General features: G+C 67.4%; 23 protein-coding genes. 7 read left to right on the top strand and 16 right to left on the bottom strand.

Annotated features, from left to right (window positions below; genetic code table 11):
* The first annotated feature begins 4 nt into the window (after positions 1-4).
* Both A5759_RS09190 and A5759_RS09185 read left to right on the top strand, forming a co-directional pair.
* Positions 5-1528, top strand: a complete 1524-nt coding sequence (locus tag A5759_RS09190; RefSeq protein ID WP_068196577.1) for a hypothetical protein — start codon at positions 5-7, stop codon at positions 1526-1528.
* Entirely contained in the window at positions 1525-1854 is a 330-nt protein-coding gene (locus A5759_RS09185) for a YbaB/EbfC family nucleoid-associated protein (RefSeq protein ID WP_094287038.1), read from the top strand. The genes A5759_RS09190 and A5759_RS09185 overlap by 4 nt, the downstream gene beginning before the upstream one ends.
* Here the strand turns inward: A5759_RS09185 and A5759_RS09180 are convergent.
* From A5759_RS09180 to A5759_RS09165, 4 genes are read right to left on the bottom strand one after another with little or no spacing between them, the layout of a single operon-like run.
* Entirely contained in the window at positions 1851-2345 is a 495-nt protein-coding gene (locus A5759_RS09180) for a TIGR04338 family metallohydrolase (RefSeq protein WP_064395031.1), read from the bottom strand. The two genes, A5759_RS09185 and A5759_RS09180, sit on opposite strands and share 4 nt — an antisense overlap.
* Entirely contained in the window at positions 2342-3118 is a 777-nt protein-coding gene (locus A5759_RS09175; RefSeq protein WP_064395030.1) for a DUF2786 domain-containing protein, read from the bottom strand. The genes A5759_RS09180 and A5759_RS09175 overlap by 4 nt, the downstream gene beginning before the upstream one ends.
* 9 nt (positions 3119-3127) lie before the next feature.
* Positions 3128-4090, bottom strand: a complete 963-nt coding sequence (locus tag A5759_RS09170) for a hypothetical protein (protein WP_369816182.1) — start codon at positions 4088-4090, stop codon at positions 3128-3130.
* Between the two features lie 26 nt (positions 4091-4116).
* Positions 4117-4956 (bottom strand): alpha/beta hydrolase, encoded by an 840-nt coding sequence (locus A5759_RS09165; protein ID WP_068196569.1) that lies wholly within the window; start codon positions 4954-4956, stop codon positions 4117-4119.
* 16 nt (positions 4957-4972) lie between these two features.
* Here A5759_RS09165 and A5759_RS09160 point away from each other — a divergent pair, with 16 nt between their 5' ends.
* Entirely contained in the window at positions 4973-5995 is a 1023-nt protein-coding gene (locus A5759_RS09160) for a sigma-70 family RNA polymerase sigma factor (protein ID WP_068196566.1), read from the top strand.
* Between the two features lies 1 nt (position 5996).
* On the opposite strand, the gene A5759_RS09155 is transcribed toward A5759_RS09160, so the two are convergent.
* Positions 5997-6917: a DUF4436 family protein gene (locus tag A5759_RS09155; RefSeq protein ID WP_082962058.1), complete on the bottom strand. Its 921-nt coding sequence runs from the start codon at positions 6915-6917 to the stop codon at positions 5997-5999.
* Between the two features lie 152 nt (positions 6918-7069).
* Between A5759_RS09155 and A5759_RS09150 the strand changes: the two genes are divergently transcribed.
* Complete coding sequence (locus A5759_RS09150) at positions 7070-8194, top strand: NDMA-dependent alcohol dehydrogenase (protein WP_068196559.1); 1125 nt, start codon at positions 7070-7072, stop codon at positions 8192-8194.
* Here the strand turns inward: A5759_RS09150 and A5759_RS09145 are convergent.
* The gene (locus A5759_RS09145) at positions 8169-8633 is read right to left on the bottom strand and encodes a MarR family winged helix-turn-helix transcriptional regulator (RefSeq protein ID WP_068196554.1); all 465 of its coding nucleotides are present in this window, start codon (positions 8631-8633) and stop codon (positions 8169-8171) included. The two genes, A5759_RS09150 and A5759_RS09145, sit on opposite strands and share 26 nt — an antisense overlap.
* Positions 8634-8700: 67 nt before the next feature.
* Here A5759_RS09145 and A5759_RS09140 point away from each other — a divergent pair, with 67 nt between their 5' ends.
* Together A5759_RS09140 and A5759_RS09135 are read left to right on the top strand one after the other, a co-directional pair.
* Complete coding sequence (locus A5759_RS09140) at positions 8701-9462, top strand: pirin-like bicupin family protein (RefSeq protein WP_068196551.1); 762 nt, start codon at positions 8701-8703, stop codon at positions 9460-9462.
* Positions 9440-10744: a sorbosone dehydrogenase family protein gene (locus A5759_RS09135; protein WP_068196546.1), complete on the top strand. Its 1305-nt coding sequence runs from the start codon at positions 9440-9442 to the stop codon at positions 10742-10744. The genes A5759_RS09140 and A5759_RS09135 overlap by 23 nt, the downstream gene beginning before the upstream one ends.
* Here the strand turns inward: A5759_RS09135 and A5759_RS09130 are convergent.
* Positions 10741-11034, bottom strand: a complete 294-nt coding sequence (locus A5759_RS09130) for a GlsB/YeaQ/YmgE family stress response membrane protein (RefSeq protein ID WP_064395021.1) — start codon at positions 11032-11034, stop codon at positions 10741-10743. The genes A5759_RS09135 and A5759_RS09130 overlap by 4 nt on opposite strands.
* Before the next feature lie 130 nt (positions 11035-11164).
* Between A5759_RS09130 and A5759_RS09125 the strand changes: the two genes are divergently transcribed.
* Entirely contained in the window at positions 11165-12286 is a 1122-nt protein-coding gene (locus A5759_RS09125; RefSeq protein WP_094287098.1) for a phosphodiester glycosidase family protein, read from the top strand.
* A gap of 10 nt (positions 12287-12296) precedes the next feature.
* Here the strand turns inward: A5759_RS09125 and A5759_RS09120 are convergent, their stop codons facing one another.
* From A5759_RS09120 to A5759_RS09080, 9 genes are all read right to left on the bottom strand, one after another.
* Positions 12297-14786 (bottom strand): hypothetical protein, encoded by a 2490-nt coding sequence (locus A5759_RS09120; protein WP_068196540.1) that lies wholly within the window; start codon positions 14784-14786, stop codon positions 12297-12299.
* Positions 14787-14929: 143 nt separating this feature from the next.
* Positions 14930-15697, bottom strand: a complete 768-nt coding sequence (locus A5759_RS09115) for a fructosamine kinase family protein (protein ID WP_068196538.1) — start codon at positions 15695-15697, stop codon at positions 14930-14932.
* 3 nt (positions 15698-15700) lie between these two features.
* Positions 15701-16531: an SDR family NAD(P)-dependent oxidoreductase gene (locus A5759_RS09110; RefSeq protein ID WP_068196536.1), complete on the bottom strand. Its 831-nt coding sequence runs from the start codon at positions 16529-16531 to the stop codon at positions 15701-15703.
* 9 nt (positions 16532-16540) lie between these two features.
* Entirely contained in the window at positions 16541-17221 is a 681-nt protein-coding gene (locus A5759_RS09105; RefSeq protein WP_068196534.1) for a YoaK family protein, read from the bottom strand.
* Between the two features lie 15 nt (positions 17222-17236).
* Complete coding sequence (locus tag A5759_RS09100; protein WP_068196531.1) at positions 17237-18118, bottom strand: mammalian cell entry protein; 882 nt, start codon at positions 18116-18118, stop codon at positions 17237-17239.
* On the bottom strand, positions 18085-18636 hold the full coding sequence (locus A5759_RS09095; protein ID WP_066841964.1) for a mammalian cell entry protein: 552 nt from the start codon (positions 18634-18636) through the stop codon (positions 18085-18087). The genes A5759_RS09100 and A5759_RS09095 overlap by 34 nt, the downstream gene beginning before the upstream one ends.
* Entirely contained in the window at positions 18633-19607 is a 975-nt protein-coding gene (locus A5759_RS09090) for an RDD family protein (RefSeq protein ID WP_066842049.1), read from the bottom strand. Before A5759_RS09090 ends, A5759_RS09095 begins: the two co-directional genes overlap by 4 nt.
* A 5-nt stretch (positions 19608-19612) precedes the next feature.
* Positions 19613-20260 carry a hypothetical protein gene (locus tag A5759_RS09085; protein WP_064418141.1) on the bottom strand — a complete coding sequence of 216 codons (648 nt, stop codon included), beginning with the start codon at positions 20258-20260 and terminating at the stop codon, positions 19613-19615.
* Positions 20230-21798, bottom strand: a complete 1569-nt coding sequence (locus A5759_RS09080) for an MCE family protein (protein WP_064418140.1) — start codon at positions 21796-21798, stop codon at positions 20230-20232. Before A5759_RS09080 ends, A5759_RS09085 begins: the two co-directional genes overlap by 31 nt.

The following is a 21798-nucleotide window of genomic DNA, read 5'->3' as shown; positions in this document are numbered from 1 at the left end:
AGCGATGGGCGAGATCCAGCGGGTCGAACCGGCGGAGCTCACCAAGCAGTCCGCAGAGATGCACGGGACGCAGTGGCACAACCCCGTAACCGAAGCGGTGGTGCCGCCGGATGCGCTGCCGTCCTCGGCCGCCGCGGTCGCCAACCTGAACGCGAACGCGCAGTCGCTGATGGAGTTTCAGCGGTGGGCCGAGACGGAGAACCAGCGCATCGCCGAGATGCTGCAGATCGCCGCCGACGCCTACACCGAGGTCGACGAAACCTGCGGGCGAGCCATCGAGAACCCCAACCGACGGGCAGCGGTCGAGGCGATCGCGGTGCCCGCCCCGGCGACGCCGCCGCCCGCGCTTCCCCATCCGGTCGGCACTCCGCAGCCACTCGATGCGGGCGGCTACAGCGACGTGCACGAGACGCAGGCTGACCTGGTCGCCGGGGACAACGGTGCATCGCTGAAAATGGCCATGCTGCAATGGGGTCTGGCCAGTACCCGGGTCAGGGACGCCGCGCCGCGGCCGCCCAGCGGCGACTGGGAGGGCCGGGCCGCCGACGCCGCGTACGCCAGGATGGCCGAATTCAGCGGCTGGCTGGAACAACTCGCCGAGGGCTGGCACGACCTCGCGGAAGCGGCGGCGAAAATCATTGCGGCACATGACGCCGCGAAGGCCGAGCATGCGGGCATCCACACCGAGTACGTGGAGTTGGAGACCCGGCTGCGTGAGCTCGCGGCGCAGACGACGGTGGGCAACTCCGTCGCGACCTCCAACGAGATGGCCACGATCCAGAAGCGGCTGCAGGAGCTGCAGCAGCGGTCCGACGACGTGCGCCAGGACTATGCGAGCGGCGCGACCTTCTCACCCGTGCGGCCCGCGATGCCGTCCAGCTCCGACGCCGACAGCGCCGCAATCGTCGGTGGCCCCGGTGCGCAAACCGGCGGCGGTCGCGCGGCTATGGCGTCGTACGGCCCGCAGCGGTCCGGGACCGCGGACCGGGCCGAGGGTGCGGCGCGCCCGGGTGGCGCTTCTGCCGGAGGTCGCGCGCCAGCCGGCGGTGGTGCGCCGTCGGGTGGCGGTGCGCCCTCGGGCGGTGGTACGCCGTCGGGCGGCGGTGCGCCGGCTGGGGCTGCGGCATCGGGCCCGAAGTCGACCGATCCGCGAGTGCGCCCCGCTGCTGTCGGCGGTGCCGGAGGGGGCGGCGGAAGAGGCGGTGGCTCCGGCGGCGGTGGCATGCCTGCGACGCCGATGTCGGCCCCGGTAACCGCGGAGACGGTCGCGCCCGCCCCGACCATGCCTGCCGCGGCGGGCGGCGCGCCGGGATCATCGACGGACGGCCGCGCGGGTACGCCCATTGCCGGCGGTATGGCCCCGATGGCGCACGGTGCCGGCGCCCAACAGGGCAAGGAAAAGCGGCGCGATCCCCGAGTCACGCCCGACGAGGACCTCTACACCGAGGAACGGCCGTGGACCGAGGCGGTCGTCGGCAATCGCAGGCGCAGGGCGGTCACCGACGGCGAGAGCCGAGACGACGCGTGAGCGACGATATGCACCCCGACGTCGCCGCCGTGTTGCGGCAGGCGCAGCAGTTGCAGTCGCTCATGGACGACCAGCTGGACCGGATGAACTCTCAAACCTTCACCGGCACTGACGAATTCGACACTGTACGAGTGACGTTGGACGGTCACCACCAGCTGACGGGCGTGGTCATCGAGGACGGTCTGCTCGGTCTGGGTGTCGAGGAGGTCCAGAAGCGGCTCAACGAGGCGCTGGACTCCGCGACGGCCGCGGCCACCGCGTCGCTGGAGGCCGACCGGGACCGGATCGACGCCGCCGTCGCCGACATCACCGACGGGAACGGCTAACGTACACCCTCTTTCGCATACACCACGCGTAACACGTGGGCCACCTCCGGCCCCATCACCGTGTCGGCGAGTTCACAGAAGGTGGCCACGAACTGCGGCCCGTGCGGCGGCGCCGCCTCGCACAGGTGGTGTGCGATCTCGTGCAGCACCACCAATTCGCGCAGCGCCCAACGGGTCCGGACTTCGGGCACCGCGATGACGGCGCCATCGTCATCGAGTTCGTAGTGAGCGGCGCTGGCTCCGCGCCTGGGCCGCACGCCGAGCGGGGCCACCCGTGGCCAGCGTCGCCGCACGGCGGGCATCGCCAGTACCTCGTCGACATAACGCTGCACCGACTCCACCGACGCGAACCGTGCCTCGGGCGGCAGGGTCAACGAGGTCCCGAAGAAGTCGATGGCCCGGTTGCCGTGCTCGGCGGCCCGGTCGAACAACGTCCGGACGAACTCCTCCGCGGCGTACACCTTCGCCCTCTGGGTGTCGCGCGGCGTCACGTCTCCCCGGAGGCGCGGCGCCCATTCCCGGGCAGCGCCGAACGCGCATTGGCGATTTCCGGGCTGGGCCCGAGCCTGGCCTTGCGGCCCGCGCGGTCACCGGCACGGCGGGCGGCCGAGGAGTAGCCGGCCGTCGCGCTGGTCGCCCGCCACGTCCCGCGCGCCTCGGAGGTTTCGCGATAGAAGTCGCGCAACTCGAGGTCCTTGTCCCGCAACGCGATCGCGGTGCCCGGCCGGCTGTCGCGGCTGTTCGTGGCCTCCCGGCGTGCTTCCTCCCGCGCCTCGACCAGTCGCTGGCCGATGCGGGCGCCGAACGCCAACTGGAAGTTGATTCGCGCGGTGATGGTCGGCGTGGGACGGTGGGCGCCCGACTCGATGTAGGCCTGCGAGGCCCTGACCATCTGCATGACCAGGCCCGCGTACAGCGCATGGCTGGCGTCGATGTCCTCGGGAAATCCGTAGGCGTAGACGAATGTCGAGTTCGACGCGACATCGCATTTCACGTCGTTGGCGTGCGCGATCACGGTGAACAACTGCACATACGTCCGCAGCCCTCGGGTGCCCGCGTTGCCGATCGTGATCGTGCGCTGCACCGGCATCTGCGCCTTCGTGCGCTGATCGGAGTGCGACCGCGCCACCGCCAGGTCGATGGAGGTGGCCGTCGCCAACCGCTGCGCCGCGGCCATGAACGCCTCCGCCTCGTGCGCGTTGTCGGTGCCCTCGGCCTGCCGCAGCAGTGCGGCGATGCGGGCCAGCATCTTGTCGTCACTCATGGCGCCAGATTAGGGCTGCTCGGCGACAAAGCGGTCCACCGCTTCGACAACCTGTGAAGAAAGCGGATCTTGGGAGGCGTAGTTGGCGACGTTGTCGCTCGGGTCGTCACGCAGCACGTGGTTGACCCCTTTGAGCTCCACGACCGTCAGCGCGGTGTGCCCAAGCGCGTCCGCGAGGGGTCGGATCGAGTCGCACGACGCCTGCGCGTCGGAGTCCGAACAGGTCAACAGCACCGGTGTGCCCGCAGGCACCTTGGCTGCCAGCGTCAGCGGGTCGATCTTGTCGGCTTCGACGACCGCGTTGACGTTGCCCGGGTTCAGCATCGCGCCCAGGCCCTCGGGCAGGTTCGCAGGCGCCGTCCCCGTGGTCCGGACCTGCTCGACGGCCGCCAGCCACGCGGACAGGGTCTCTGCAGCGCCGCCGGCGCGCACCCGGTTGGTGATCATGTCGAGGTAGCGGCCGGGCAGCGGTTGAAAGAGGCCGAGCGCGTGGATCTTTGGAGCACCGGCGTCGGTGTCGCCGGCCAGCGTCATCGCGTGGATGGTGCCTTCGCCCACCGCATAGACCGAGATGCGGGAGTCGTCGGTCCGCGACTGATCGGCCAGGTAGCGCACCGCGGCCTTCGCGCCCGTGGTGTAGACCGAACTGACCACCTCGGTGGGCCGCTGCGCGTACGGGCCGAGGCCGGTCTGGCCGGTGCCGACCTTGTCGTAACGCAGGCTGGCCACGTCGCGGTCCGACAACAGTTCGGCGAGTTGGCGCATGTTCCCGACCGGCCCGGCGACCTGGTTGTCGCCGTTTCGGTCCGTGGCGCCGCTCTCGGAGATCAGCAGCGCGGCGGGCCCCACCGTGTCGCCGGTCTCGTGCCGGTATGTGCCGTGGATGGTCAGGTCGTCGGCGGTGAAGGTGACGTCCTCGTCGACCCACTGCACGTCGCCCGAGGCCGAACATCCCGACAGTACGACGATCAGTGAAAGCGCCCCCGCGACAACTGCTTTCAAAGCTTGGCCTCGATCCACGAGGTGACGTCGTCGAGCACCAGGTCACGCTCGGGCTCGTTGAACACCTCGTGGTAGAGCTCGGGATAGACCTTCAGGTGCGCATCGGTCGATGCGACACACGCCAGCAGGTGGCGGCTGCCCGCGACAGGAATGAGCTTGTCCTGTTCGCCGTGCACCACCAGCAGCGGCGCGGTGAGCGCGGACGCCCGCTGCGGCATCGTCTCGCCGACCTTGATCAGCGCCTTGGCCACCCCGGCGGGGAGCTTCCCGTGGTGCACCATCGGGTCGGCCATGTACGCGGCCACGACATCGGGGTCCCGCGACACCGCTTCGGTGGGCAGTTGCTCGACGGGGAGGCCCGGCAGGATGCTGCCGACGACCTTGGCGACCGTGATCATGGCCGGTGACACCGCGTCGTGGGCGTAGACGGCGGGCCCCGACAGCACCATCGCGGTGTAGTCGTCGGGGTGCTCGACGCCGTAGGTGAAGACGACGCCGCCGCCCATGCTGTGGCCGAGGACGATGCGCGGCAGCCGGGGGTGCTCGTCGGCGACGATCGTCACCAGGGTTCCGAAGTCGCCGGTGTACTCGCCGATGTTGCGGAGGTAAACCCGTTTGCCATCGGAGCGCCCGTGGCCGCGCAGGTCGAGCGCGTAGGTGAGCAGGCCGGCCTGGCCGAACCGCTGCGCGACGTGGTCATACCGGCGGGCATGCTCGGCGTATCCGTGGCACAGCACGACCGCGCCGCGCGGATCCCCCTCGGGAGTCCACACGTCGTAGACGATGCGCACACCGCCGATACCGTCGAAGCTGCGTTCGCTGCGGGTCGTGGTCACGCAGCGAGACTATCCGTTGTCGGACCCACTGATTAAGCTCGGCGGCGTGACGGTCCTGGCCCACGATGTCGACGACAGCAGCGCCGAGGATGCCTTCCTGGCCGATGCCCAACGGTATCGCCGTGAACTACTCGCGCACTGCTACCGAATGACCGGTTCGCTGCACGATGCCGAGGATCTGGTGCAGGAGACCTATCTGCGGGCGTGGAAGTCGTTCAAAGGCTTCGAGGGCAAATCGTCGGTGCGCACGTGGCTGTACCGGATCGCCACCAACACCTGCCTGACGGCGCTGGAGAGCAGGCAGCGCAGGCCGCTGCCGACGGGCCTCGGGGCCCCGAGTTCCGATCCGCTCGACGACATCGTCGCCCGCGAGGAGGTGCCGTGGCTCGAGCCGCTGCCCGATCAGGCGGTTGACCCGGCCGACCCGTCGGTCATCGTGGGCTCTCGCGAATCCGTGCGGCTGGCATTCGTCGCGGCTCTTCAGCACCTCTCACCGCGGCAGCGCGCTGTTCTGGTGATGCGCGACGTGCTGCAGTGGAAGGCGTCCGAGGTCGCCGCGGCGGTCGGCGCGTCGACGGCAGCGGTGAACAGCCTGCTACAGCGGGCGCGTGCGCAGCTGGACGCCGTCGGCCCGAGGGAGGACGACGAGCTGCGCGCGCCGGAGTCGCCGGAGGCCCAAGACCTGCTGACGCGCTATATCGCAGCGTTCGAGAGCTACGACGTCGACAAGCTCGTCGAGTTGTTCACCGCGGATGCCGTGTGGGAGATGCCGCCGTTCGACGGCTGGTACCAGGGCCCGGAGAACATCGTGGCTCTGTCGAAAACGCACTGCCCTGCCGAAGGGCCCGGGGATATGCGGTTCATCCGGACCACGGCCAACGGTCAGCCGGCCGCGGCGTTGTACCTGCTCAACCGGGAGACCGGGGTTCACGAAGCCTTCCAGCTCCATGTGCTCGAAGTGACGGCCGGCGGCATCGCGCATGTCGTGGCGTTCCACGCCACGACCTTCGCCCCCTTCGGGTTCGCCGACACCGCGTGACCTAGGGCTTGCGGCCCAGCGCGTACTCGTCGATGCTCAGGCCCGCCTTTTCCGCTTCGGCACGCTCATAGGCGATGTCGTGCCGGTAGCCGAGCACGACGCTGGTGATCAACGCGATCGAGATTACCCCCTCGGCGATGAAGAACGCCGCGAAGTCGATGAGCGAGCCGATCGGCGGGCCGCCGGGCACGGCGTTGCGCAGAGGGATCAGCGCGAACAGGATCGCCGCCATCATCGAGCAGGCCGGCAGGACAAGACCTCTGCGCCACCGCAGCGCGTAGTAGGACGCCGTGACGGCGGCCGCGGCCAACCCAAGCATGAGCAGCATCACGAACACGGCGAACACCAGCGTCGGGGCGCTGCGGTGCAGGAAAAGATCCGCGTCGACGCTGTCGCCTTCGACGTCCGGGTCGGGGCCCAGCGCGACCCGGAAGAACGAGTCGTTGTTGAACACGGTGAGCGTCGTGGGCAGCGCGGTGCCGTCGTCGGCCGCGATGTTGAGCCCCAGGAAGGCGCTGTAGCGATCGAAGGGGTAGTCGGTCGGGATCCCGACCATCCCGAACTTCTGCTCGATGACGGGCACGGTCTCTCCGCTCGGCAGGTTCACCGAGGGGTTGGTGAAGGAATTGCTCAGCAGCTTGGTGTCCAGGTTCAGATGGCCGTCTTCATCGGCGTACTTCCCGTTGGCCTCGACGTCGGTGATCGTCGCCGCCACCGTCGTCGTCTCGGTGTCCACCCGGTTCACCCACACGGTGAGGTCGATCCGGTCGGGCTTGTCGAAGTCGCCGAGCTGCAGACCGTCCTCGGCCCAGTGCCTGCTGGACGCGTACAGCGCGAGGTTGCCCGCCATCAGCAGCACCAGCGCCACAGCGAAGACCGCAAATGCCCGCACAGCGCGCCATCGCGGCGAAGGTGTGCTCATCGCGGGCAGCGTATTACGAAGGTGCGCCCCAAAGCGGCTCGACGCGCAGCCAGCCGGCCGACAGCGGTGCCTGCGATGGGCCGAAGCCCTCATCTGCGCAGTTCACAGCGGAGTTGACACCTGTTCTGCAACGTGTTCTATAGTCAGCGGCCATGAAGACCAAGGGCGCGCTGCTGTGGGAGCTCAACTCACCGTTTTCCATCGACGAGATCGAGATCGGTGACCCCGTCGCCGACGAGGTACAGATCCGCCTGCACGCCGCCGGCATGTGCCATTCGGACTACCACCTGACCACCGGCGCCACCCCGATCGGGCTGCCTGCGCTCGGCGGGCACGAGGGCGCCGGCGTCATCACCAAGGTCGGCAAGAACGTCACCGGCCTCGAGGAGGGTGACCACGTCATCCTCGCATTCATCCCGGCGTGCGGACAATGCGCGCCCTGCCTCAAGGGCCACCGCTCGCTGTGCGACCGCGGCGCGGTACTGCTCGGCGGCAAGGCGATCGCCGACGGCACCTCCCGGGTGCATGTGGGTAGCATCGAGGTCTCGCCGATGAACCTGCTCGGCACGTTCGCGCCCCACATGACGGTGCACAAGGACTCCGTCGTCAAGATCGACAAGGACATTCCGTTCGAGTCGGCCGCCCTGCTGGGCTGCGCGGTCCCGACGGGCTTCGGGTCGGCCACCAACGTGGCCGAGGTGAACCCGGGTGAGACCGTCGTGATCGTCGGCGTCGGCGGCATCGGCATGAGCGCACTGCAGGGCGCCGTCATCGCCGGGGCCCGCCACGTCGTCGCGATCGACCCCAACGAGTGGAAGCGCGAACAGGCGATCAAGTTCGGCGCCACCCACGTCTACCCGTCGATGGCCGAGGCGATCGCACCGGTCATCGACCTCACCCATGGCGTGATGGCCGACAAGACGATCATCGCCGTCGGGGACATGAAGGGCGAGTACATCGAAGAGGCACTGACGCTGACCACCAAGACGGGCACCTGCGTCGTGACGGGCATGGGCTCGATGATGGACGTCGACGTCAAGCTCAACCTGTTCCTGTTCACGATGTTGCAGAAGACGTTGAAGGGCAACATCTTCGGCGGCGGCAGCTCGCACATCGAGACCCCGAAGCTGGTCGGCCTGTACAAGTCGGGCTTGCTGAACATCGACGACATGGTCACCAGGACCTACCGCCTCGAGGACATCAACTCCGGCTATGCGGACATGCTCGACGGTAAGAACATCCGCGGCGTCGTCACCTACGACGAGGCGGACTGGTAGCCAGCCGGTCCAGCACCGCGTTCAAAACGTCCTCGAACGCCTGAAGCTGTTGTGGTGTCAACCCCTCGAACACCGTGCTGCGCACGAGTTCTGCGTGCCCCGGAGCAGCCCTCTGCAGCGCTCCGAGCCCACCGTCGGTGATCGATACGCTGGCGCCCCGCCGGTCGTCGTCGCTGCCGTGCCGCTCGAGCAGTGCGCGCCCGCGCATCCTCCGCAGCTGGTGTGACAACCTGCTCTGCTCCCACCCGAGCGCCTCGGCCAGGTCGTTGATGCGCTGCGGACCGCGCTCGGTTAGCGCGACGAGGACCTCGTAGTCCGCCAGCGACAGCTCGCAGTCACGTTGCAGTTGCCGGTGCATGGCCGTCTGCAGACGGCTCGTGACCGTCAGGTACTTCCGCCAGACCTCTTGTTCGCGCCTCGTCAGCCACACGGAATAGATGACACATCATCTATGTTGTCGCGTCCAGTAGCCCCCTTTAGGCTGGGCGCCGAGCGAGAGGTAAGCCATGACCGCCCCCACCGTCGACATCCGCCGGGCAGACAACCGCGCGAAGACCGCGATCTCCTGGCTGGACTCCAAACACTCGTTCTCCTTCGGCAGCCACTACGAGCCGGACAACACCCATCACGGCCTGCTGCTGGTCAACAACGACGACCGGGTAGCACCGGGTACCGGATTTGATACCCATCCGCACCGCGACATGGAGATCGTCACCTGGGTGTTGTGCGGATCGCTGGTGCACCAGGATTCCACCGGCCACTCCGGCGTGATCTATCCCGGTCTGGCACAACGGATGTCGGCCGGTCGCGGCATCCTGCACTCCGAGAAGAACGACTCATGGACCTTGACGGGCACCGAATCCCACAGTGAGCCTGTGCATTTCGTCCAGATGTGGGTGATCCCCGACGAGTCGGGAATCGAGCCCGGCTATCAGCAACTCGAGATCGATGACGAACTGCTGCGCGGCGGTCTGATCACGATCGCCAGCGGTATGCCTGAACACCGGGACCACACCGCAATCTTCATCCACAACAAGTACGCCGCCCTACACGGAGCGCGGATGCGGGCCGGCGACAGCGTCGAGTTGCCGCACGCCCCGTATCTCCACCTGTTCGTGCCTTGCGGCGAGGTCACGCTCGAGGGCGCGGGCCCCTTGGGTGAGGGCGACGCCGTTCGTTTCACGGGTACGGGTGGCCAGCGCGTCACCGCCACGACGTCGGCCGAAATTCTGGTCTGGGAGATGCATGCGAGTTTGGCTGCGGCATAACGCGATCGCCTGCATGGCAGGTGTGCTGCTGGCGACGGGCTGTTCGTCGGATTCCGGGCGAGCGCCGGCGCCGGACCCGCCCCCGAGTGAACCCTCGGCCACCGCGGAAGCGACCTCGGAGCTGTCCGAGGTGACCGTCGCCGTCGACCCTTCCCTGGCGCAGGCGCCGTTCGATGAGCCGCGTCAGGCGCTCGTTCCCGCCGGTTGGTCGATGGCGGTGTGGGCGCGCGTCCCGAAGGCGAGGCTGGCCGCGTGGGCACCTGACGGCGCGCTTCTGGTGTCGCAGCCCAGCACGGGCGAGGTGTTGCGGCTGCAGCCCACCGATGCGCAACCCCGCCAGTCGACCCTGCTCTCAGGACTCGACCAACCGCACGGGCTCGCGTTCGCAGGTGACACGCTCTACGTCGCCGAAAGCGACCAGGTCGACGCCTACACCTACGCCGAAGGCGCGGCCACCGATCGGCGCACCCTGGCGGGGGATCTACCGGACGCGGGAAGTCCGGACCTGCGCGGCGCGTATGCCCACGCCCTCAAATCAGTCGCGATCGGCCCCGACGGCAGCGTTTACTTCTCGATTGGCTCGACGGGCAACATCACTGCCGCCGATCGCGACGCCGATCCGCCGCGCGCCACGATCATGCGGGTCCCGCCGGGCGGTGGCCCCGCCGAGCCGTTCGCGACCGGGGTCCGCAATGGGACCGGCCTGGCGATCGCGCCGGACGGAGCGGTGTGGACCGCCGTCAACAACCGCGACAACATCGCCGACCCGCAGACCGGCGAGGTCCGCCAGGATTACGTAAGCCTGCATCCGCCGGAATCGGTGGCGCGACTGACGCCAGGGCGCGAACTGGGCTGGCCCTTCTGCAATCCCGACGGTGGCCCGGCGCGGCTGCCGTTGATCCGCGACGTACAGACGAACGCCGACGGCAGCCGCCTCGACTGTGCGGCCCTGCCGCCGATCGAACAGAGCCTCGGCGCGCATGCCGCCCCGCTCGGAATGAGCTTCACCGACGGCGTGCTACCGGCCCCGTACTCCAGCGGCACCCTCGTCGGCGTGCACGGGTCGTGGAACCGGGAGCCGCCGTATGCCCCCGAGGTGGCGTTCTTCGGCTGGCGCAACGGCGAACTCGCCGACAAGCAGACGCTGGTCGGCGGGTTCCAGTCCGAAGACGGCTCGCGGTGGGGCCGACCGGTCGCCGCGGTGGTCGGGCCCGACGGCGCCGTCTACATCACCGACGACTACGCCGACGCGGTCTACCGGTTGGCCCCGCCGGGGCGTTAGCGGACCGCCGTGCCGCGCGTGGTCCCCGACCGCCGGCCGGTAATTCCGACGTAGATCGCGATCAGCACGATCGCCACGATGATGCCGACAAGGAACGGGATGACCTCCCAGCCGCCGTTCGCGTTTGTGTAGCCGAGCGAGTAGGTCAGCCAGGACCCGAGGAATGAGCCGAGGGCACCCAGAACGATCGTCATGATCACACCGATGTTCTGCTTGCCCGGCATGATGAGCCGCGCGAGCGCACCCACGATCAGACCGACGATGAGCGCGCTGAGGATGGTTCCGATCATTTCTGCTCCCTGTTCGTTGTCTGCCGCAGGCCGATTACCCGTTAACCCCGGTTTCAACGCGCAGGCACGATGAGACCGGATCGTGATGCCGCTGTGACGCAAGTTGACGGTGTTCACGGTGAGATTGATGATGTCACCGTTCCATCGTCGTATTTGGGAGCCTCACGTGTCGGCGCGAACAGCAAACATCAGACGCTTCGCGACAGCGGCCGCGGCGCTGTTGCTGTGCGCGGTGCTGTCTGCGGTCTTGTCCATGGCCCCCGCCGCCAATGCCGCCGGCGCACGCGAGAAACTCGCCACCGCGATCGCCAACACCCGAGGGTCCTATCTCGTTTACAACTTCGGCGGTGGCCATCCCGCCCCGATGCTCAACGCGGGCGGCGGCTGGTACGAGACCACCAGCGGCGGGCGCCTGATGATCATCAAGGCGGCCTCCACCCGGCTTGCGCCGCGTCTGCTGGTCGACTCGCACCGGGGTTATCAAGCGCGTTGCGAACGCGATCCCCGCGCCCGCACCGGGGAGGGGCTGTTGCAGGCGTCGGAGATCTTCACTCCGTTGCAGGCCTGGCAGGCGCTCGGACAGCCGACGATCGCGATCAACGCCAACTTCTTCGACGTGCGCGGCCAACGAGGCGGCTCGTGGAAGTCCACCGGATGCAGTTCACCGCTGGGCGCCTACGTCGACAACACCCGCGGCCAGGGTAAGGCGAACGTGGCGGTGACCGGCACCGTCGCCTATGCGGGTAAACAGGGGCTGTCCGGCGGCAACGAGCACTGGAAAGCGCTGTCCACCATGATCCTTCCGGTGGGCGGTGCGCCGTATGTGGTGCCGCCCGCCAGCCCTGACGACTACGACGCGGCTTCGCCGGTGGTACAGCGGCTGGTGGACGACGGCGTGCGGTTCGTCGCGGTCGCCGGTATCGGCCTGCTCGCGCCGGGCGACACCGGTCAGCTCAACGACGGCGGACCGAGCGCGGCGCGCACCGCGCTCGCATACTCCAAGGACAAGGACGAGATGTACGTCTTCCAGGGCGGGAGCTACACCCCCGACCAGATCCAGGATCTGTTCCGCGGGTTGGGCAGTGACACGGCGATCCTGCTCGACGGTGGCGGTTCGTCGTCGATCGTGCTGCGTCGAGACACCGGCGGCATGTGGACCGGCGCGGGCGTGCCCCGCGGATCCTGTGACACCCGGCAGGTGCTGTGCGATTCACGCGAACGCGGACTACCGAGCTGGCTCGCGTTCAACTAAACCGTCCACATCAAGCCGCGGCGCTGCTGGACCCCTCACCGGATGTGCCGGAGGTGGTGCCGGACGTGCTGCTGCCGGCGTCTCCGGTGGTCGCGCTCGGAGAGTCGTTGTCCGGCTTGGCATGTCGCGGTGACGATCCCGGTACCGCCTTGACCGGCTCACCGTTGTCGGGCTTGGCGTGCTTCGGCCCGGACTTGGCGCCGGTGTTCGGACTGAACTTGTTGCCCGGCTTGTAGCCCTTCTTCGTGTCATCGTCCTTGTCGCCGGTCGTGGTCTCCCCGGCCTTCGTTTCTCCGGTCTTGGTTTCTCCGGCCTTCGTTTCTCCGGCCTTCGTTTCTCCGACCTTGGTGTCATCGGCGGTGGTCTTATCGGCAGGGGTCTCGGAGGTCTTGGAGTCCTGGATCTTGGTGCCCGTCTCGCTCACCGTGGTTTCGCCGTCGCCCTCGGCGGCCTTCACGTCCTTGGTCGCGGTCTCTTCAATGCCGACCGCTTCCTCTACGGGCTTCTGAACGACCGCCTCGGCTTTGAGCTTGTCTGCGACCTTGTCTTCGGCCTCGTTTGCGACGACGTCGTCGACTGCCTCCTCGCCCTCCGGTTCGTCGGTCACGAGGGTGAGCATCCGCGCGCCGGAATCGGGCAGGTCGGTCGGCGAGGGTAGTTCGCCCTCCTCCTGCGCGGTGTCCGGGAGAAGTTCCTCGGTGGCCTCCTCCAGCGCCTCATCGACGATGTCGGTCAGCACACTGGTTGGCGTTGTACCCCAGAGGGATCCGCCCGTGAGGAACCTGAGCAGACTGGTCAGGACGTTCGGCGTGCCTACGGTCGGGTTGCCGTTGAAGAACTCCTTGAAGATGCCCTGAACCAACTGGTTGAAGATGACGCCCGGCACCTGGGCCCAGTCAACGTTGGGGAACGACATGAACGGCGTCGGGTCGCCGGCCTCGTCCAGTGACCGCTCGTAACCGCCCGTCTGCGGGTTGTAATAGACGTCGGTGTAGCCGAGGTTCACCAGGCTGGTCAACGCCGGCGCAAGCGCGTTGGCCACCATGCTGAACGGGTTGTAGCGCGCGACCCCTCCGAGCGTGACGAGGTTGAGCACGTCGGCGGCAAGATATAGCGGTTCGAGCAGCGGCAGGGTTGCCGAGCGCAGCGTGAGATAGAGGTTGACCGCGAGCGGATCGCCGTTCCGGATGCGCTCCGCGAGATCGTCGAGCTCCAGCAGCTGCTGGGGGTCGAGCGTGACGCCGCGAAGCATGTAGGTCGGAAGCAGGCCCGCAAAGAGGTTGTTGGCCAACGAGAAAGGGTTCGGCCACGCGGCGAAGTCGCTCAGCATGTCGTACTGAACCGTCGCGTCGAGCTTGATCGGGATCAGGTTCGCACCGCCGACGGAGAGGCCGGTGCCGGGCAGCGGGGTGCCCCCGCTGTAGGAGGCTTCGGTCTCTGGGGTCACCGTCTTGATGCCCGCCAGGCCGAACAGAGGATAGAAGCGGGCGAACATTCCGCCGTTGGCGCGCCCGGGATTGCGCAGCAGGATCATCGGGAGGATGGTGATGCTACCCAGGAGCGGATGCTCGGCGGCGTTGTCCCCGCCCGGTTGATTCACCAGGTCGGCGACGATTCGCTCGTATGCCGCCCCGGCGGAGAAGGCGCCGAGCCCCATGCTCAGGACCACCGGCACCCGGACCTCGACGGCGTCGATGTCGGGGATGGGGATGTCGAGCAGGTCCAACACCGGATTCAGGATCTCCAGCTCGCGCAGCACTGACTCGAGGCTGACTTCCACGTCGAGGTACGGGGTCTTGTTGACCTCCTCGGCGATGGCGCGCGGCAGGCCAGGCACCCAACCGAGGTCGACTCCCAACAGCTTGAGCACGGTGAACACCGGGCCCGCGGTGATCACGTTGACCGGTCCGGGCAGGTTGGAGAGGTTGAACGGATCGCTGAGGTCGAGGCCGAGCAGACCGAACAGGCCGCCGATGGTTTCCGGCAGCGAGCCTGCCAGCAGGTTGCTGAGCTGCTGTTCCACGTCGGGGGTGAGTATCCCAAGGGGATCGATGAGTGCGCCCACGACTCCCGGTACGTCGATCGGTATCGCGCCGACAACGTCAGCGAGCAAACCTGGCGGTATCTCACCCAGCACCCCGCCGAGCAGGTTGTTCAGCACCGACTCCGGGTCGGCGCCGGCCGCCTGTGCCAGCACGGCGAGGTTGAAGTTCTCGACTACCAGCCGGATGAGCACCTCTGCGGCGACCTGGCCGAGGTCGTAGACCGCCGGACCGAGGCCGAACGTGAGGTCGGGGATCTCATCGGGTCCGGGCCACTGATTCACCGCCGCGGCCAGGTTGACGTGGGTATCTACGAGAGTCTTCGCGTCGTCGCTCGGCTCGGGCAGGGGTGCGGCGCCGACCGTGAGCGCCGTCGCCGTCGCAGTGGCCGCGCCGATCGCCGCGATCTTCTTGGAGGTGCGGCTGCGTTTGCCATGCCTGCCGTGTCTGCCAGCCACTGATCCGGTCCTTTCGAACGAAACAGCAATTTACGTGACCGTAACAGGCAGGCTCTCACGAGACTACAATTTGAGCAAATTTGTTGCCTTGGACAGTAAGCTAACTTATCGAAATTGATAGCCCAGCCAGCGCATTTACTGAATCACCCGGCAAGGGCGCTGCGTGCCGCCGCCGACGTTTGCCGTGCGTAACCGCCTCCGAATAGGACGACGTGGGCTAACAGCGGATAAAGCTGATGCAATCCGACTCGGCCGCGCCATCCCGCCCGCAACTCCCGCACGGATTGGTAGCCGCCGATCACCTCGTCGAAGTGGGGACAGCCGAACAGCGCGAGCATCGCCAGATCGGTCTCACGGTGACCGCCGTGGGCGGCGGGGTCGATCAGCACCACGCCGTCCGGTGTCCACATCACGTTGCCGCTCCACAGGTCGCCGTGCAGGCGGGCCGGTGGATCGTCGTCGTCGAAGGCGCCGTCTTCGCACTTGGCCATCACCGTGTCGATGACCGCGCGGCACTCCGCGTCCAGTCGATCGCCCGCGGCGCGGGCCATCGGCGCCAACCTCTCGCGTGCATAGAAGGCGCCCCATCGCTCATGTCCCGTCAACGACATGGGTAGCGGTGCATGCATCGGCCCGAAGAACCCTGGTCCCTCCCATCCGTCCGGCGCCGCGCCGAACTCCGCGGCGCCTGCGTCGTGCGTGCGCGCGAGTCGGCATCCGAACTCCCGCGCCGCGGATTGGGTCGGGGCTACGGTCTGCAGCTCTTCCAGGGTGAGGCTGGTGTCGTCGTAATCGAGCACGGTCGCACACGGGACACCGTCGTGGGCGGCTGAAAGCCATTGCAGCCCAGCGGCTTCACACGCGAAGAAGCCTGCGGGCGCGGAGGCGTTGCGCTTGACGAACTCCCTCATCGGTCAGGGCTGGCCGGACACCCGGCGCAACACTGCGTCGCGCACCCGGGTCGGCAACCTCGGAACCACGGCAACCTGCAGCTTGGGCCCCAGCCCCACCACATAACGAGGTCGCGGGCGGCGCGCGGTGAGCGCCTCCTCGACCACGGCGGAGACCTTCTCGGTAGGAACGGCCATCCGTTGGGCAACCGGCACCATCTTCTTCATCCCCGCGATGTGTTTGGCGTACAGCGCGCGGTGCTCCGGGGAAAGGGCGGCCTCGGCTTCGAGCACCATGGTGTCGGCGGTACGCCACATGTCGGTGTCGGTCTGCGCCGGTTCGACGACGACGACGGGTATCCGCCACGGCTGCAACTCCATCCGCAGGGCGTCGGCCGCGGCCTCGAGCGCGAACTTGCTCGCGGCATACGCTCCGAGCAACGGCATCGACAGCCTGCCGTTGACGCTGGAGATGAACACGATCCGGCCGCGCGATTCCCGCATCCGCGGCAGTACCGCCCGGGTGACCGCGAGCTGGCCGATCACGTTGATCTCCAACTGCTTTCGCCATTCATCGGACGTCACCGTCTCCATGGGCCCGCTGACGACCACCCCGGCGTTGTTGACCACAGCGTCCAGTCGCGCAGGCAAGACGTCGGCCAAGGCGGCGATCTGGCCGGCGTCGGTGACATCGAGGAGCACCGCCGAGATCCGGTGCGGATCCAGCGCGGTGACCGCCTCGGCATCGCGCTCGGTGCGGACACCGGCGATCACCTGCCATCCGCGGGCAGCCAGGTGCTCGGCGAGGGCCCTGCCGATTCCCCGTGACGCGCCGGTGACAAGTACCGAAGGCATGCGGCAAGACTAGCGGCCGCGCCGGTCCCCGACCCAGAACAAGATCCCGCTGAGCGCCACCAGTGCCGCGGCGAGCCCGATGATCGGCGCGACGGTGAAGCGGGTCATCGTCGCCCCCACGACCGCCCCACCGCACATCGTCAGAACCACGCTGTAGCGCAACTTCTCCCGTTCACCGGTGCCACCGGCCAACCGGCTGTCGAAGCCGATCCGCACGATGGTCGTCGTCAAGACCGTCGTCGACAACTCCTGGATGCCGAACTGCTGGGCGCTGGAATTCTGAACGCCGAACGCCACGGCGAGACCGGCGATGAGAAGCAGTTTCGTGTTGTCCTGATAGTCGAGCACTCCGGTCCCGGCGAGCACCGAAAGGGTCGCGAGCAGGACGACCTCGAAGGTCATCGTGATCGACAGCCAGCGGCGGACATCGGTGCCCAGGTGGCGGGTGAACCGGCCACTGGCCACCGCGCCAGCGACGAAGCCGACGAACGCGACCAGCGCGGCGGTCACGTCCACCCCCGAGTGCGGCACCAGCCAGAAACCCAGGAAGATCACGTTGCCGGTCATGTTCGCCACGAACACGTGGCCGAGTTTGAGCACGCTGACCGCATCCACCAGGCCGGTCGCGAAGGTCAACAGCAGCAGACAGGTGATCGTCAATCGTTGAGAGACAGGGGATTCGACAACCACGCGTCAACGTCCCGACTACAGCTGCGGTGTCAGGTCCAGCGACGTGATGGTCGACATATTCGTGATCAGCCACTTCGCATCGCGGCGTTCCATCGTCAACCGGTAGGACAGGTAGCGCAGCGAAGGGATGTTCTTGCTCATCGGGCTGGTCGCCACCGAGTTGGTGTAGACGATCGCGGTGGCCTCGTCGGGGGTCAGCGTCTCCACCGCCGCGCCCATCACCTGCGTGGTGTTGGTGACCTGCGCCTGTTTGTTCGTCGCGACGATCGCGTCAATGTACTTGCGGTACTCGTAGGCGAAGTCGCCACCGAGGAACGCCGCCGACCGCTCCGGCAACGTCTCCATATTGTCCGGCGTGTAGGTCCACAGCGTGGAGATCGCGCTGGCCGCGGTGCGAGCGACGTCGAGTTTGGTGTTGATCTCGGCTCGCTCCGACAAGTAGGGCTGCAGGGTCGACGCGGCGAACGCGGCAGCACCGACGAACAGGGCCGCGGCAGCGACGATCGCGGCGATGAGCCGCTTGCCCGCGGGCCGGTGCGGAGCGAACCGCACATCCTGCGGCGTGACCTCGGATTCGTCTGGGGCGCCCGGTTCCTCGGCGACGTCATCGGCCGCCGGCGATTCCGGCTCGGTGACTTGCGGTTTCGCCTCCTCGGTCGCGATCTCGGTGCCCCCGTCGTCGACACGCGCCCGGCCGCGGCGTTTCGCCTTGCCGACCGGCCGCGGCGCCGACGGCTCCGCTTCTTGCGCTTCCTCTGTTGCTTCCGTATCCGCCGCGGCGGCAGGGCCTTCCGTCTTGCGACGCCCGAAGAACCACCGACGCCGACGCGGTGCCGGGGTGGATTCCGCTGAGGAGTCGGTGGTCAGATCACCTGAATCAGCTGGCTGATCTTCCACTGCTGTCCTTCCTTGATAGTCGTTGCCACCCAACGACTTCCACTCTCGACCGTCGACTTGCCGTCTGGCGCCTTCTGGGAAACCTTGGTCGCGACCAGGATGTCGGCGCTGCCGTTGTCGTTCCACCGCTGCACGCCTGCGGCCAGCACGGTGCCGCTGGTCGGCTCCGCCTGCGCGACCTGGATCAGGATCTCGTTCTGCTTCTCCTTGAACATCTTCGCGAAATCGCCCGTGCCATTCGTGAGGATCCGTTCCACATAGGCGTTGGCGTTGAAGGGATCCAACGTCGTGTATTCGGTCATGAACTCACTGACGTACACCAGCGCGGCGTGGTCGTCGGCCACCGTGCGGCGGTCGTTCTCGTGGCTGACCAACATCAGCGAACCCGCCGTGATTGCGGCTGCCATGAGAAGCGAGGCGACGGCCGAGATGATCGGCAGCCCCCAGCGGCGGGGCGGCTTGGGCTCCACCTCGAAGAAGTCGCGCTCGTCGGCGTCGACCCTGCGCCGCGGACTCATTGGCCCTGCGCGTTCATCTGCGGCCGCTTCAACACGGTGAGCTTGGCGACGCGCCACTGCCCGTCACGGGACTTCTCGAACTCGACCTGGACGGTCGCCGTGATGAACTTCAACTCCTGGGGATTGTCGCCGCGCTGCCCCTGCATGGCCAGCAGCATCTCGGCCGCGTCCGGCGTCGCCTTCAGCACGGCGCTGCTCACCGCCCAGTATTCGTTCGAGCTGACACCGGCGTCCTGGCCGGCCTTCTGCTGGGCGATCAACTGCTCGCGGTAGCCGTCGGTGGTCAGCGACTGTGCACGCGCGAAATCCTCTGCCATGGTGTCGCGCTTGAAGCTGAGCATCTGTTCCACGATCCGAGGACCCTGTTCGGCGATCTGCTGCTTGGTCTCGTCCACCGCGCGTTCGTGCCGGTACACCACCCAATAGCTCACCCCGACCGCGGCTGCACAAGCCAGCGTCGCGACGGTCAGCACGATCGCGGTCAACTTCCGGATGTTGCGCTCCGGCGGTTGGACCGGACGCACCTCGGTGCGCACCAACAGGTCGGCGAAGGTCCGGCGGCGCCTATCCCACAACGGCCACAACCATCCGACGCACAGGGCGGCGGTGTCCAGGAGGTGAGCGACCTCGCGCAGCAGCAGCCGCCACACTCCCACCGGCGAACCGTCCCGTTTGCGGACCGCGAGCCCGAACAGCGCCCGCCCCAGCGAGAATCCCACCACCGCCGGCAGCACCAGGCGGTTCACCGCCATCGCCAGCACCACCACGCCCATCGCGATCAGGTAGCCCCACCACAACGAGCTACGCTGCGGTGCGGTCAACGACACCACCGCCAGCGTCACCAGCACCGCGAGCCCGGTCAGGATGTCGACGGCGAATGCGCCGGCCCTGGCCGACCACGCGGCCACCGTTTCGTCGACGGCCTCGCCAGCGGCCACCGGATCTACGGGTGCTTCATGCACAGCGGTCAACGACGTCACGAGGTGACCTGGTCCAGTTTGGCGATCTTGTAGGTGCCTTCGTCGTCGGGCGCCATCTTCACGCGAAGCCGATAGCCCTGCTCCTGATCGGCGACATCGGAATTGGTGACCTTCACCCGGACCGCGACGAGGACGTCGAATGTCCCGTCGCCGTTGTGTTTCTCCACCGCGGCTCGCATATCCGACACCTGCACCTGTACGTTCGCGGCCTGGTACGCATCGACCAGCACGCCGGCGTAAAGCGAGGATTGGACGGCGAAGTCGCCGGTCGAGCACTCGATGATCTTGGACTGAGCCGCGGTCATGGCGGCGGTGTCCGGGGCATGCGTCGCCGCCACACAATCCTTGGCCGCCTGCAGTGCGGCGGCCTCCGCACGGTCACCGGCCACCACCTTCTGGTCGTTCTTGAGCAACAGGAATCCCGCGACGCCGCCGGCGGTGGCCAGCACCAGCAGCGCCGCGGAGATGCCGACGGCCAGACCGCGGCCGATCCGCGACGGGCGGCGGGGCTTGGCCGGGGTCCCGTCCTCGGGGCTGTCCGGGTTCTCGGTAGCTTCGCTGTCTGGGGATACTGCTAACGACTCGTCGGGCGTCTCATCAGCATCGGTGGGGTTCAGCTGGCGGGTGCCAGCATCTCCTTCCATCCGTCGTCTCCTGTGCTATTCGAGTTGCTGACGTTGTACCTCACGCCGTCGGGTCCGACCACCTGGCCGCTGGTCGGGCTGTACACCGCTGTGGAGCCGGGTGGCCCTGGAGCGGGAGTGTAGACGCAGGGGTTGGGCTGCTGTCCACTGCAGACAACGTTGCCCTGTCCGGGAGGGCTCAGCGGGTCGCTGACCGGCGCCGACGAATTCGGCGGCGGCAGGTCACTAGCCGGTGCGGGGTTCATGCCACTGTTGACCGACGGCGCCTGGATGACACCACGGCCGGGGTTGACACCTTGGTCGCAGCGGGCGCCCGGAGCCGGGCAGGACAGGATCTGGTTGGGGTCGCCGTACCACGGGTTCGTGCCCAACGGAACATACGGTTCGTTGTTGCGGCATTCCATCGGCGTCGCTGCACGCTTGCCAGGGATGTCAGCGCACGGATAGTTACGCGCACCGCGAACCACGTTACCCTGGTACTCCTGAGGAATCTTGCAGTATGTGCCGCGCGGCAACGGCGCCATGCTGGTGTCGGCGGGCGAGCGCCACTCGGACGCCGGCAGGAAACCCGTGAAGCACGGCGGCGTGTGGTTAATCCCTCCGAGAGTCAAGGGCAGGAGGCCGTAACCCTCGAATATCGTGCCGGCCTGCGCCACCGCAGTGCCCTGAGGTAAGAGAACCAACGACTGTTCGACGCCCTTGTGATAGCGCTTAAGCATGTCGATCACGATCGTGAGGTTCGCCAACGTCTGAGGCAACGCCTCCTGAACACCACCGAATACCGCATTCGCCTGATCCAGCGTCGGGGCGGCCTGCTGCAGTCCGCTGCGCAGCGCAGCATCCTGCTCGGCAGACTGCGCTGCCAGGATGTTGAGGTTACGCGACCACTGCTCGATGTTGTCGCCCGACTGGACCTGGCTGTCCAGGATCGGTGCTGCGTTCTCGATGATGTCGTTGACCTGCGGCAAATTCTGCTGGAACCCCTGCGCGATATTGGTCGTCGAGTCGACCAACCGCTGGAGCGCCGGGCCTAAACCCCCGACGGCCTGCGAGGTCTCGGTCAGCAGCGTGTCGATCTTCTCTTTCGGTAATACCGCCAGGCCCCGGTTGGCCGCATCGAGTGCCGGTCCCACTTCACTGGGCACGGTGCTGTCGGTGATGGTCGAACCAGGCGACAGGTACTGACCCGGGTTGCCGGTTGACACCAGGTCCAGGTATTGCTCTCCAATTGCTGACACGGAGTGGACGTTGGCGGTCGCATCAGCCGGGATCTTGAATCGGTTGTCGATGCTCATCACGGCTATCGCACCGGTCTGGGTGGGCTCGACCGACGTCACCTTGCCGATCTGGGTTCCGCGGTACGTGACGTTGGCGGTCGCGTAGAGCCCGCCCGAGCGCGGGAGTTCGGCTTTCAACTCGTACTGCGAGATACCCATAATGCTTGGAACCCGCAGGTAATACCAACCCAGTACCACGATGGCGACAATCGTCAGGATGGAGAACAGCGTCAGCTGGAATTTGATGAACCGGGTCAGCAC

The organism is Mycobacterium sp. 852014-52144_SCH5372336 (genome assembly GCF_001665615.1).
Taxonomy (GTDB): Bacteria; Actinomycetota; Actinomycetes; order Mycobacteriales; family Mycobacteriaceae; genus Mycobacterium; species Mycobacterium neumannii_A.
This window is presented reverse-complemented; position numbering and strand designations above follow the sequence as displayed.